The sequence below is a fragment of the Geodermatophilus sp. SYSU D00697 genome, from assembly GCF_054050175.1.
Map to the genome: position 1 here is coordinate 72,779 of NZ_JBJGYV010000013.1, position 13,321 is coordinate 86,099.

7 protein-coding genes are annotated in these 13,321 nt (G+C 68.7%); all 7 read right to left on the reverse strand.

Translation table 11 applies throughout. From position 1 onward, the window contains the following. Nucleotides 1-238: 238 nt before the first annotated feature. Nucleotides 239-4,726 carry a DNA translocase FtsK gene (locus ACI79C_RS13170; RefSeq protein WP_456946108.1) on the reverse strand — a complete coding sequence of 1,496 codons (4,488 nt, stop codon included), beginning with the start codon at nucleotides 4,724-4,726 and terminating at the stop codon, nucleotides 239-241. Beyond that, nucleotides 4,723-6,177 carry a hypothetical protein gene (locus tag ACI79C_RS13175; protein WP_456946109.1) on the reverse strand — a complete coding sequence of 485 codons (1,455 nt, stop codon included), beginning with the start codon at nucleotides 6,175-6,177 and terminating at the stop codon, nucleotides 4,723-4,725. Before ACI79C_RS13175 ends, ACI79C_RS13170 begins: the two co-directional genes overlap by 4 nt. After that, nucleotides 6,174-7,772, reverse strand: coding sequence for a hypothetical protein (locus ACI79C_RS13180; protein WP_456946110.1), 1,599 nt, complete (start codon nucleotides 7,770-7,772; stop codon nucleotides 6,174-6,176). Before ACI79C_RS13180 ends, ACI79C_RS13175 begins: the two co-directional genes overlap by 4 nt. Nucleotides 7,773-7,843: 71 nt before the next feature. Next, complete coding sequence (locus tag ACI79C_RS13185; protein WP_456946111.1) at nucleotides 7,844-9,682, reverse strand: Druantia anti-phage system protein DruA; 1,839 nt, start codon at nucleotides 9,680-9,682, stop codon at nucleotides 7,844-7,846. Between the two features lie 160 nt (nucleotides 9,683-9,842). Beyond that, nucleotides 9,843-10,136: a hypothetical protein gene (locus tag ACI79C_RS13190; protein ID WP_456946112.1), complete on the reverse strand. Its 294-nt coding sequence runs from the start codon at nucleotides 10,134-10,136 to the stop codon at nucleotides 9,843-9,845. Nucleotides 10,137-10,512: 376 nt separating this feature from the next. Then, nucleotides 10,513-11,880 (reverse strand): helicase-related protein, encoded by a 1,368-nt coding sequence (locus tag ACI79C_RS13195; protein WP_456946113.1) that lies wholly within the window; start codon nucleotides 11,878-11,880, stop codon nucleotides 10,513-10,515. A 381-nt stretch (nucleotides 11,881-12,261) separates the two neighbouring features. Continuing rightward, the gene (locus ACI79C_RS13200) at nucleotides 12,262-13,317 is read right to left on the reverse strand and encodes an AAA family ATPase (protein ID WP_456946114.1); all 1,056 of its coding nucleotides are present in this window, start codon (nucleotides 13,315-13,317) and stop codon (nucleotides 12,262-12,264) included. Between the last annotated feature and the right edge of the window lie 4 nt (nucleotides 13,318-13,321).

Here is a 13,321-nt window from a genome sequence, read left to right on the forward strand (position 1 = left end):
CCTGCTCCAAGGTCATCGGAGGCCACTCGGGCTCCCGCGGCGTCGCGTCATTCCCGAGCCGCACGACCAGCAGGCCCCCGCACCCGCCGACCTGGTCAAGGGCGGCCGACCGGTCTCTTACGAACGCGGGCCCTACAAGCAGCGCACGTCGTCGAAGGGCTCCTTCGCCCTGCTCAGACAGTGGCGTGGACTGGCCACCCGCCATGACACCTCTGGGACGACGGTCAACACTCGCCTCTCAGCGGGACAGGTAGGTGCCGAGCGCTGCGTAGCCCTGCAGGCGCAGCATCCCCTCGTCCGCCTTGTATAGGCAGTCGCCCATCCCGACGAGGGTTTCGGCGCCGCCGGCGTCAAGAATGACTCGGGAGTCGACGGAGCGTTCAACCCGGAGCGCGAGGGGCCGGAAGTTGGCCTTGATGTCGCCGGTGATCGACTTAACCGATGGCCGCTGCGTCGCGACGATCATCGACCCGCCGATGTAGCGGAACAGCCGGCTGAACCTCGCGATGAGCCCCTCGAACTCCTTGCGGGCGCCCGGCGAGGCATCGAGCAACTCGACGAACTCGTCCACGATGACGACGAACGGCGTTAGCGGAGCCGGCTCGCCCTGGCTCTCACTATGGCGCATCAGCTCCCGGAGGTTGGACACGCGGTTGCCGGCCCGCATGGCCCGGGACGCGTGCTCGTCGAAGAGCGCCTGCCTCTCGGGGTACCGGACCTCGACGATCTCTCGGAGGAGGTCGATGGCCCCGTCGGCGCGCAGATGAACGTCGCTCGGTGACCGGAAGTGCGGGGCGTCGGCGAAGTCCATGAAGTCGGCGGCCTTCGGCCCGATGAGGACGAGTTCGAGTTCGCTTGGCTCGTACAGGCGGGTGAGCTGCCAGAGGAGGCTGCGGATGAGGACGCTCTTGCCCGAGCCGGTCTTGCCCGCGATCAGGAGGTGCGGTATGTCATCTAGGCAGTGCCAGTAGGGGGCGAAGTCGATGCCGGCACCGATCGCGAGCGCCGGGTAAGGGAGCTCAGGACGCGTCAGCGATGTCACGTCGGGGATCTCCCTCCGGCTGCGCGGCACCTCCGCGACGACGAAGCCGGGCTGTCCGCTGAGGTTGCTGATACGGAAGGATTGGACGCCGAGGTCGCGGGCGATGTCGTCGGCTTGGGAGTCCAACTGCCCGGCCCTAGCGCCGAGCTCGAGGCGGACGGGCACGCGCACGACGGACGGCCCCACCTCGACGCCGTCGGCGGAGATGGATACGTAGGGGACGCCGCGCGCCTTGAATGACTGCTGGAGCTTCGTAAGCAGGCCGTCGATGTCCTCGTTGGACTCAGCACGGCGGCAGGGCACGTCGGGGCCGGCGTCTGTCGCAGTCCCATCCGGCTCGGCCGCTGGGCCGGACGCCGAGTCTGAGCGCGTGGGCGGCTCTGCCGCCGGCGGGGCCGGCTCGGGGTCGGGAGATTCCTCGGGCGCGAGCAGGTCGAGGAGAGCGGTGTCAATCTCGACACCCGTCCCCGGCTGGTCGGACAGGAGTGAGCGGAACCAGTGGAGGCCCAGTTGCGTGACGTCGACATCACCGACCTGGCGGGTTGTCGCCCCGCCGGTGGCGTCGCTGTCGTCGCCCGGCGTGGCCAGGAACACGCGCTTGGAGATCGTCGGCCGGACCTGCCGGTCCGGCCCGGGCGCGGCGAACACGCGGTTGAGCTCAGCGATCTGCTCGCGGTACCGGTCGGGGTCGCTCTTGCGAGTCGGCTCCCATTGGTGCAGCGCCTCCAGGAAGACCTGCCGCTTGAGGATCTCCCGGCGGGACGCAACGAGCAGGCCGCGGTCATCGGAGAAGATCGCGGTCAGGAGCGCATGCATAACCTCAACCTGCTCGATCGCCTCGACGACGACGTCGGGCGTCTGCCCGGCCCAGGTCAGGTTTCCGGTTCTGGCCTTGATTTCTATCGCCTCGACGGCACATCCGCTGGGGCCAAAGGTGATCCGGATGAGGTCAGCGCGCCGATTCGCTCCGTCGCGGAGTCCGAGCCACCGGCGGGCGCCCTCGGTGTCAAGGCTGACGATGAGGTCTGCGTCGTTGTCCTCGTCCTGCTGCAGGTAGGCGACGACAGCAGCGAGGCCGAGCCTGCCGAGGACGCTCTCCTTCGACAACGTTCCAAGGCGCTTGTAGAAGCCCAGGAGTCCCTCGGGGAGTGCGAGACGAATCGTCTCCAGCACGAACCGCATGATCTGTTGCGGGTCGGACTGGATGTACTGGTACTGCTGCAGGTAGCTGAGCACAGGTTCGAGGACGAGTTCCGGCGTCCGGCTGTAGACGTATGCGGTGTGCGATCCGGAGCTCGTGCGGCCGAGGAGATGGGCCTCGCCGATGCTCGGCGGAGCGACGAGCGCGGACGCCCCTTGGGCGACGACGACCCACGAGGTCTCGGCGGACACGCGGTCGAGCACCTCGAGGACGTCAGGCTGGAGCAGCGGGTTGCGCTCCGTGGTGCTGTGCGTGTCGTTGCCGAGCAGCCGCGACTGGGCGGTGAGGAAGTCGTTGAGGGCCGTTGAGCCGGTCTTTGGGCGGATGTACGGGGTGGCGTCCTTGCGGGTCCGCGCCCCGAACTCCCACTCGTTGACGAGCGCCCCCAGGACGGGTGTAAGGCTCGACACGGGCACCGGCGTGTTCCGGACTACGGCAGGGTCGAACAGGCACAGGACGTGCGGCGACCGGTCGCTCTGGCGCAGTGCGTCCGGGAGCTCGTCGAGCTTGTTGAGCTTGGCGAGGGTGTAGTCGAAGCGCGAACTCGACACCTCTGCGCTGACGAGGTCCTCCTGCGCCTCCGCGATCTTCGCCTGGAGCTCGTCGACGCTCTCCTTGATGGCGTACAGGTCTAGGGCGACGCGTTTCCGTCGGGACGGGTCGACGTGCGCGAGCCACTTCAGCATTTGCTTGGCGGTCTCGGCCGTCGGGTCGACGAGCGCGACGCGGAGGCTGAGCTTCGCGTAAGGATGGACGTTGACGAACCTGTCCACGGCGTCCTGGATGGCGCGCGCGACGTCGGCGGAGTGGAACTGGGTCGACCGGCGGACGTACTGCGGAAGCCCACGGAACTGTCCGCTGTAGGCGAGATCGAAGGACGTGTCGCCGACGGGAAGCTTGACCGACGGGACAGCCGGGTCGAGCGCAGATTCGACGATCTGGAAGAAGTCCTGGTCGAGTTCGGGGTGCTCTCGGAACATCGACGCCGCGCGGACCCTTGGCTCAAGAACCATCGGGTGGAGCGGGAGCAAGTAGGCGGTGACGGCCGTGCCCTGTTCCACGATGCGGGTGTCGGTGACGACCAGCCGGTTCCCCAGCGCGATGAGCTCGCCCACCTCGTCGTCGAGGCCGGCCCGGAGGTCGTCCATCGCCTTCCACAGGTCGACCCACGCGCCGATGAGGTCGCGCGCCGTCGTTTCCACGCTCCCCGCGGCGAGGAAAAGCCGAAGGCCTTCGCGGGGGATGTCCGTCACCCACGCGCCGAGCGTCGCCCGCAGCTCGACAATCTTTTCGAGAATCACGGAAGGACGGGGCTCGGGCACATCGTCGGCCGCCTCCTCGAGGAGCCGGAGTTCCTTGATGATGTCGCGGAGGTCCCCCCACTCGACCTTGCCCTTACCCGGCAGCGGCGCGGGCTCGTCGACAGGCATGTGCTCCAGCGACCCGGCGGCGGCCGCGTAGGGCAGCGTCTCCCCGTCCTGCTCCATCAACGGGCGTAGCTGCGCCACGGGGACGGAGTCCCAATCGATCCGCGCGCCGCCCGCGTTGATCTTGCCGGCAGCGCCGTCGTCCTCCCGGTCCGCGACGATCCGCTCCAGGAAGTCCTTCTCGTCGATGGCGTTCTTGCGGACGGCGTCGAGGAAGTCGGTCCGTTGGGAGTTCCCGTCGCTCGCGGTGCCCGCGCTGTCGTCCTCGTCGGTCTCGGCGCCCCGGGTCGTGCGGACGGCTTCCCGGACGGCGTCGAGTTGCAGGTCCCGGAGGTGTTCGCGCCTGCCGGTGGACGCGAAGCGGCGCAGCGACTCGTACCGGCCGGGACCGGTCGTCGACAGTGCCCCGATGAGCCGCTGCACGTACGTGGCGTCGGCCTGGCGAAGTTCGGTAACCCGCGCCTGGTTGTCGCGGAGACGCTTCAAGTCGACGTCCGCGGAGACACGGTCTGGGAGCAGTCTCAGGTACCAGAGTCCTGAGCATGCCTGCTCGAGGTCATCGGTTCCGAGGTGCGGCTCGAGGTGATCGCAGTAGTCGGCGAGGTACTGCAGGTCGAGGCTGAGCCGGTCGTTCTGCAGCGCTTCGAGGATTTTCGTCGTCTTCGCGCTCGTGCTTGTCCGCCGCGCCACGGTCATCACCTGCCGCAGCAGCGCCTGCCGCACTTCACGAGGCGTCACAGTGGGAAGGCTCGACAGTCCCGCTGCCCGGTCGCGCTCGAGGTCCCCGATGACGACGAGGTTGTCGTTCATCCGCTGGTCGTTCCTCCAGAGGATCGCCTCGTGTACCTCGAGCGTCAGCTTCGGGCCGGGAGCGATATCCGGGTCGTTGAGGAAGACCGCATAGCGGGTGTTCGGGGACCCCTCGAGTGCGGCGAGGACGCCGGCAAGTGGGAAGGGACTCACCATCTCGGGGACGCGCAGGAACCCGACGCCGTCGGAGAGTCGAGTTTCGACCACCGCCGCGATGGCCCTCGCGAGCCTTGGGCTCGTGCTCACTGTCCCCTCCTCCAAGTGTGGGTGATGTTGAGGACCTCAGTGACGCCGTCGTTGTACCGGCGCGCGAGACCGACTGCGGACATGAGCCCGGAGAGCAGGTCGCGGTTGCGCTCGAGGTCGTTCTCGGGCGCGCGGTCCGGCATGCTCCGGGCGAGGGCGTGCGGGCCGAACACGAGCCCGAACCTCGCCACGAGCCGGTCGAGCCACACCGCCATGGGAATGGCAGGCGGGTCGTCATCGGACAGGCCGGCGAGTACGAGAGTCGGCAGGAGTGACACCTCGGCTCTGAATCGCGGGGGGTACCCGCGTCTCGGCCCTAGGAACCCGCAGTGCCGTCCGACGGCGTCAAACCATCGTTGCGGCTTGTTGCCCATACTCGCAGAGAGAACATCGCGGAGCGTCTGCCCGGCCGCCGTGAACGGGTCCTGGTTCGCACGCCATGTCCCATAGATGCCGTCGATCTGGGCATGGCTGAACGTGGACCCGCCGGAGATGGAGTAGGGCTCGCTGTCGCGGAGGAAACGGCGCATGGTCGTCTCAGGCGGCGGGTTCCCGGCGAACCTGTCCTCGACGGTGGACGCGAGCAGGGACGCAAGCCACTCGTCCCAGACGCCGTTGAGGGCACGCCGCGACGCGGCGGACGCGTCGCGGAGGCCGGGGAGTTGGCCCGGCTCGCCGGCCTCGATGACGACGAGGCTGAGGGCGTGGTTCGTTGAAAGGCTCGGCGCCTGGGCATAGACCGCGAGGCCGAGCCACGTGACGGTCGTCGCGAGCACCCGCAGTCCCAGAAGGGTGTCGTGGCCGTTGCTGACGAGGTCGACGGCACGCTCCAGCAGCGACCGGCACTCTTCGGAGAAGCCGCGCAGGTGCGGCGCCTCCGTCCAGGCGGGAGCGGGCCGGCGATCCGCGACGGTCACGTGTTCGCGCTTGGTGGGGACGAGCACCGAACTGATGGCCCAGTGAGGGTTCCGTTGCCGCTCGAACAACCTGTCGACCATGCGCAAGACCCGGTCCTGTCCGTCGTCAGCGGACAGGAGCAGTCCGGCGCTCAGCTCGCTCAGGCCACCGTCGGTCAGATCTCTGTTCGCGAGCCCAACATGCGCTAGCTGGAAGCTGTACGGCGACTTGAAGACGGCGCGGTCGGCGGCGAGCAGACCGGCGAGGGCGTGGCGCAGCTGTTCCAGGTCCTGGTCAGAGGCCGGCAGGTGCAGCTTGCTCAGGGCACGCACGTTCGCGTCGGAGACGGCCCACAGACCTTCCTTGCGGGCGATGAGGTTCGCGATGTCGGGCAGCCGCCGAGGCGGTCCGTCGATGTCGGCGACCCGAGCGATGAACGACCCGAGGGCGTGGACGGGCTGCGGCGATGTAGAGACCGGATTGACCTGGAGCAGGCCCCGGACGTTGTCCGAGAACCAGGCCTTCAAGTTCAGCGGCGCGGCGTGCTGCGTCACAGCACCTCGATCCGGCGGTCCGCGGCCGACAGCCGGAGTTGGGTCTCGCGTTGGCGCCTGTGGTCGAAGACGAGCACCTCGGGGTCGCGGGCGTCCGGCGGATCGCCCTGAGACAGGAAGATGTCTAGAGCGAAGTCGAGCGTCTCCTGGTTTCGGTCACTGATCAGGTTCCGGTCGTTCTGCAGTTCCTTCCACGTTGGGAAGTCCAAGACGAACTCCTGGTCCTTGTCGTTCCAGCAGAGCAGGAGGTGGTCGGGGAAGAAGTCGCTCTTCGGATAGGCCTCGCGGTCGGCGATGTAGGGAACCCGGACGGTGAGGAAGCTCGAGGGGACCTTGCCCGACGCAGCGAGCACGTCAGGACGGCGGTGCGACGCGAACGCGTGGTGCCGCGAGATCCACAGGTCAGCCTGAGTCTTGGCCCCCAGGCGGAACGCGTTGATGTCGCCAACGATCTCCGGGGCGATCTGGTCGCCATCGGTCGCGCGCTCGAGCAGCCGGCCGAACCGGCTTGCGGGGACGAACGCGGCCAGTGTCGCGTCGACATCCCACTCCTTGTTGAAGAAGAAGAGGTGCCGCTTGGCGCTGGCGAACATCTCGAGGCCCTCTTCAGCGTCGCGGCGCGCGACGATGTAGGGCGGCGCGTCGGGGAACGTGACGTCGCCGTCGCCCATCCACACGTGCGCGTCGTCGCTCGCGCGAGCGACCTGCAGTGGGTCGAAGTCGCGGCGGATGGCCTCGGATATGGCGTTGTCGGCCTCGAAGACGCGCGTCCAGAAGTAGCCGTGCTGTCTGGCGACCTCGTCGCCAACGTCTCCGCACGTCCAGGCGAAGAAGAGGTCGATGAGGAACGTCCAGATCTCCCGCGCGGTCAGGTGCCGTCCCCGGTCGGTGAGCATCTGCAAGAGCTTCGCTATGCGGGCCTGCGCCTCCCTGGATCGCTTCAGCTCCCTCGCGCCGACGACCCTTGGGCAAGTCTTCAACTTCCCGCATGTCCGGCACGGGCGGACGACGGGCAGGATCTTCGCGAGGGCGCCGGCGACGAAGTCCCCGCGCGTGAGTTGCCGCCCGTTGAGGTTGATGACCGTTGCGTCGGCGGGGTCCGGGACGTCGAACCCTCGGGACCGCCGGTGGATGACCTCGCGCACGGCGGCGAGCAGGCCGGTGCCGTCTTTGGGCGCAAGGCTGTCGAGAGGTCCCTCGTTGATCGTGATGAAGAGCGTGAGACCGCGGGCCTGGGCGTCGCGGACGGCGCCGATGACGTCGTCGTCGGTCAGCGCGCTCACGTCTCTGAGGAAGACGACAGTCCCGGGTGCGAGACCCTCGGGGAGGGCGGCGCCCGAGACAATCTCGTGGCACGCCGACGGCGCCCAATCGTCGAGGACAGTCATCGCGAGGTGCGATTTTCCGTCTCCGGCCGCGCCCGCGACGAAGACGTGCCGACGGGCAGAGAGCGCCTCCCTGACTGCGTCGGACAACGGGTTCGGCACGTCGAGTTGTACGCGCACGGCGGTCGGCCAGCGGTCGGCGAAGACTGCGCCGCGCTCGAACATGTCGGCGAGGTCGGGCACGGGCTCGCCGTTCTTCTCGGTGGGCATGGTGACGTAAGACTAGAGACGCGCTACGACAAGGCGACGAACCAGGCCAGGTCCCGGCGTGTGACGCAGAGTCAGTCCGACAGGGCCTCGGTGGCGCGCGCTATCGAGGCGATGGTGCTCGTCAGGTCCTGGGACGCCGCTGCTACCTCGCCGAGCCGGACCGCCTGCGGCGCAACCCATCTCGTCCACCACGCGGCCGCGATCTCGTCGAGGGTCGGCTCGATCCGGCGGGTCGGTGACGACCAGCCGAGCAGTACGCCCTGCGGGTCGTCGACGAGCGGAAGCGCGTAGAGGGGACGGGAGATCTCGTGCCGTAGGAGGTCCGGGATGTTGAGCCGTTCGAGTGCCCTCCCGACCTCGCGGAACTTCGCGCTCGCGCCTTCGCCGAACGCGCGGGTGACGTGCCGATACCCGTCGACCGAGGCCGTGTACGCGCCGGCGAGCCGGCTCGTCGCCACCGATACCTGGAAGCTCCCGAACCCCGTAGAGTCCCCGATCTTGCGCCACGGACGGTCCCCGACACGGACCCGGTTGTACTGAGCGCTGTGACCCGGGTAGACGCCGGACGTCGTCACGAACAGCGGACCGGGGTTCGGAACGGCGTCGCGGACGGTCGGCAGATACGTTGTCGCGGCGATGCTGCCGAGTGGCCGGTCTGACCCCCACGCGTCGGCGACCTCCCTTGACCCGGCGACCGCCGCGAGGAGCTTCCCAAGGCGCATCGGGCCGAAGGGGGGCGCCGCCCCGCACACCGACATCTCCAGCGCGACGAACCCCATGTGGTAGTGCCAAATTTTTCTGAGGCCTGCGTTGAGGTCCTTCAGCAGCGCCGCGTCTTGGGCGAGCGCGTCGATGGGGTTGGGCATGTCCGCCGCCACGCGGAAGGCGTTGAGGCCGCGGAGGACCTCTGAGGCCGTCTCGGCCTTCTTCGACCGGGCTAGATGGCCCCGCGCGCGGTCTTCACCCGCGAGTCTCGCGTCCTTGTAAATCTGGCGCTCGGCTGCGGCGACCGCAGAGAACCTGGCCACAGCCCGGTCCTCCCCAGGGTCAACACCGATATCGCCGGTGTCGATGTGCGTGAACAGCCGCGACAGAACGTCCCCGGTGGCCATCACGCGGTCGCGCGCGTCCCCGCTTTGCAGGAAGCGGAGATAGCCGACGGGGCCGGTGTTGGGGTCGAAGGCCGCGACCACCCCGAGCCAACGATCCCTGGCCACGATCTCAGGGACGACGTTCCGAAACTGAAGAATTCCCAACGGCACCGACGGGTTGCGCTCGTCGACCGCGGTGAATGCGACCTCGCGACCCGGCGCCGATGACTCGGCGCCCATCGACCATGTGGCGCGCACGGCCCGCCACATGCCGCGCTGATCGAGGACGCGGTTGTTGGTCCGCGCCTCCACGAGCCGCAGGCGCGGGGGTCCCCCCACCAGGTCGGCGATGACCGAGGCGGTAGGGAGAGGGTCGGCCTCGAGGGCTGCCGTCGTGGCCGTGAGCCACTTTGTCTGGCCACGTTCCGCGAGCGACCGGTCCCTTGCGGAACAGAAGAGCCCCTTCGTGATGGCTCGGCGACGTTCATCCGTGAGACCGTCGACCTCGAGCGCATTCACCAAGTAGGCCCGCCCAGAGGAAACGAGCGGGTAATTGCCGAACGAGACGTAATCCGAAAGCACAGAGAGTGTGAGACAGTAGGCCAGCGCGTACTGGGAGTCCTTGCCGTTATACTTCTCGAGTTCCTTGTTTATCGCCGCGATAATCTGCGACTGGCGTTTCCCCGTCAGCCCAGTCACAAAACTGACGAACTTCTGGTGGAAGGGACCGAGGTTCGCCGGCTCGAACGGTCGAGGGCGCCGCGCCGTGACCGTCTTCCGGGGAGCCGCTCGGACGCTGGTCTCTTTGGTCGCGGGCACGACGACAGCATAGCTCGTGACGGAGGGGGGGCGGACGCCCCCCTCCGTCACGACTCGTCGATACCGGCGGCTCGTGCGAGGCCGTCATGTCGACGAGCCGGGCCGGCGCGCGGCCTGTCCGCGCACCGACGCCCGGGGTCGGCGTTGGGACGATGAAGGGTCAGGCCGTCTCGAGGCGGACCGTGATGCGCTTGGTCTTGTTCGGCTCCGCGAAGTTGAGCACCTCGGAGCCGTCAAGGACGAGCCGGGCGGTCGGCGCGGGACCGTCTCCAACGGACCAGCCCTTCGTGCCGGGTTCGAGGCTCCAGTAACCGACCCGCTCGAGGTTGATGCTGATCATCACCGCACCCGCCACTATCGAGATGCTCCGCTGGTCAAGCGACAGTTCGACCGACTCAATCGTGGTTCCCGCGACACTCGATAACGGCGGCGCGGTGGTCTTGAGGGAATTCACCCCGTAGACCTCGAGAAGTTCGATCGTCCGGCCAACGAGCGCTGGTTGCAAACTTTCTGGCGTTGGTTTCGAGCGAGGCATATGACCAAGTATTTCCGTGTATTAGGCTCGACTGCCTGTGGCGAAATCCGACGAAGCCCATTTTGGCACGTCCGGTGGGACCGGGAGCGGCATATCGGTCCTCTAGAGGTGTCGGCTCGATCGTGTGCCCGCTCAGGGGCGAGCTTGCTTCTTCCTCGGCGGTACGGCTGGGGTGCGTGACAGAGGTGGTTACGTGCTGGTGGAGGAACCGCAGGCCCTGGCGGGGCGCAGACGCCAGACGCCCGGCCCATCACCTCAGCGGGATGGGACCGGGCGTCACAGGGCACCTGGCCGGCTAGGACGTTGTCAGCAGTGCAGCCTCCCCTTCCTTGCGCTCGACGCGCTTCAGCGCGGCGCGGTCGAGGTCGCAGTCGGAGAGGACCACCCAGTGGTGCACCTCGGCGAAGGGCGAGCCGTGGCGGACGATGCGGCCGATCTGCTGCTGCAGCCGGGCGGGGTTGTCCGGCACGCCCACGGACACGAGGTGTCCGGCGAACTGCAGGTTCAGGCCGCGCTCGACCACCTTGGACCCCAGCAGGACGTGCAGGTTGGGGTCGTCGCGGAAGTCCTGGACCAGGCTGGGGCGGTCGCTCTTGCCCGTGCTCCCGCGCAGCTCCACGTAGCCGATGCGAAGCTCCCTGAGCTCGCAGGCGATGGCGTCCAACTCGTCCAGGCTCTCAGCGATGAGGAGGACCTTGGCCGTGGGGTCACCGATCACCAGCCGGTTGACGAGATGGGCGGCGTGCCGCGCCCGGGTGCTGACGCCCGACTGTCCAGTGATGACGGCGCGCTGCCGCTGCTGGCGGGCGAGCGGGTCCTTGATGTGGGCGTCGACCCACCGCAGCGCACTCGCCTGCGTCTTGGACAGAGGCGCCCACTCGTCGTGGCGCATGCACTCCGGCCGCGCCAGGTCGGCCAGGGCGTCCTCGCGGCGGAAGAAGTGCCCGGCGGTGAGGTCACGGAAGGCGGCAGCAGCAGTGTGGTTGCGCCAGCCGGTCGGGCGGCGGCCGTTGTCGAACACCTGCCACTGCACGTACTGCTGGGCGAAGTCCGCCGAGCCGGGCAGGTGAGGCAGGTGCAGAAGGGCGTAGACGTGCCACACGTCCATCGGGCTGTTCTCGTAGAGGGTGGCGGTGAAGGCGTGCACACGCTCGGCCGTCGCAGTGGCCTGCAGCACGGCGGCGTGCTGCTTGCCTCCGCCCTTGAGCTGTGACACCTCGTCGAGGATGACGACGGGGCGGGGCCCCTCCCAGAGGGTGTGCCGGGCCAGCCACTGCGGGAAGGTCATGACCTTGACGTGGGCCAGCGTGTTGAGCGCCTGCCGGCGGACGTCCTCGGTGGCGCGCGAGTCGAGGTCCCTGTGCCCGGCCAGGTTGCGGACGGCCAGCCCGGGCAGGAAGCGCCTCAGCTCGGCGGTGGTCTGGTGGGCGAGCTGGTTGTCGGAGGTCAGCCACAGCACGGGGCGGGCCGGGTCGACGTCGCCGGCCTCGACCAGATGGGCGATGAGGCCGGCGGCCTGGACGGTCTTACCGGCACCGACGGGATCGGCGCACATGGACTTCGGCGTGGCAGCCATGATGGCGACGCCCTCGGCCTGGTGCTGCCGCAGGCGGCCTTCGTGGAGCTGTCCGTAGTCGAGGTACTGGAGGTTGTCGGGGTTCATCGTGGCTCCTTCCTGCCCTCCACCGAGGGCATGGCTGATGAGCCGCCAGCGCCTGCTGGCGGTCGGGTGGGTGGTGGTGTGCGGGGCCCCATGGCCCCGCTCGGAGGGCCTGATCGCAGTACGCGAGCGCCCTCGACCGGTTGACAGGTATGCCGCGAGCGCCTGCGTGGCGCTCACTTCCGCAACCTCGGCCTCAATGCCGAGGTACGGCGCGGGCCGGTTCCGTCAGCGCTGCCTCGGCGAGGCGCTGATCAGCGCGGGGGCGCATGAGACGCCCCCGTTCGACCGGTCGATGGCCGCCCTTGAGGGGCGGCCCGCACCGGGTGAAAACCGGGGGTTCTTTCAGGAGGGGTCTGGGGAGAAAAAACCTCCCCTACGGAGTCAGTCACCTCCGCGGGCCTGCATGGCGCGCTCCGACGGCAGGCGGCCCTGTGCGCGGAGGTTCTGGACCTGCGTCTTGGCCTGGTCGAGCGTCGTGATGCCGTCCATGTGGGCCACGAGGTATTGGTACTGCTTGCTCAGGGACAGGCCGGGCGGCGCCTCGGCCAGCAGACGTTCGGCTCGGTCCAGCTTTTCCTTGCGCCGGAGCTGCGCCTTGGTCGGGGGCCGGACTCCCGGCGTCGTGGTGGAGCCGGAGCCTCCACCTTCCACGGACCTCCGGGCACCCGCGTCCAGCACCTCCACCGTGCGCCCCTCCCACCGGGTGAGTCGGTACGAGGTACCGGGGACGTCGTTCCCCCGCACCGTGAGCTTCCCGTCGCCTGTCAGGTGCAGCAGGTGCCGGAAGTAGCCCTCGATGGCGTGAACGCCTGCCGGCGCGGTCCCGGCCTTGGAGGTGTGGTGCACCACCAGCAGCGGGATACCGACCTCCGTCACCTCGTCCAGGCAGGCGAGGGCGGCGCCCACGTCAGCGCTGGAGTTGATGTCGGCGACCCTGGCCCACGAGTAGAGGTTGTCGAGCACGAGGAGTCCGACGCGGGACGCCAAGGCCTCCTCAGCCGTCCTGCGCCAGGCGTCGCGGTCGCCGACGCGCGGAGGGCGCGCCAGGCGCACCGTGTCGCCGACCACCTCGCCGAGCCGGCGGGCGTACTCACCCCGGCCTCCCGGATCGGAAGAGAGCACGAGGACGCGGCGCAGGGCGCTGTTGACCCGGCGCCCGTACCAGGCCTCCCCACGGCTCACGGCCGTCACCAGCTCCACCACGAAGTGCGTCTTCCCGGACTTCGCGGCCCCGTACAGCAGGGTCGCGCGCCCGTGGATCAACTCGTCGAGGACGAACGTGGGTCGGGAGGCCTCTCCTGCGAGGACCTCGTGCACGCTCTCGACCTTGATGGCGGAGAAGGCGGACCAGCAGTCCACCGTCGCGGGCGAGGACGGATTGAGGTTCGGGGTGGAGGCGTACTCCATACCGGCGCTCAGCCCGGAGGGCGACAGCATCAGC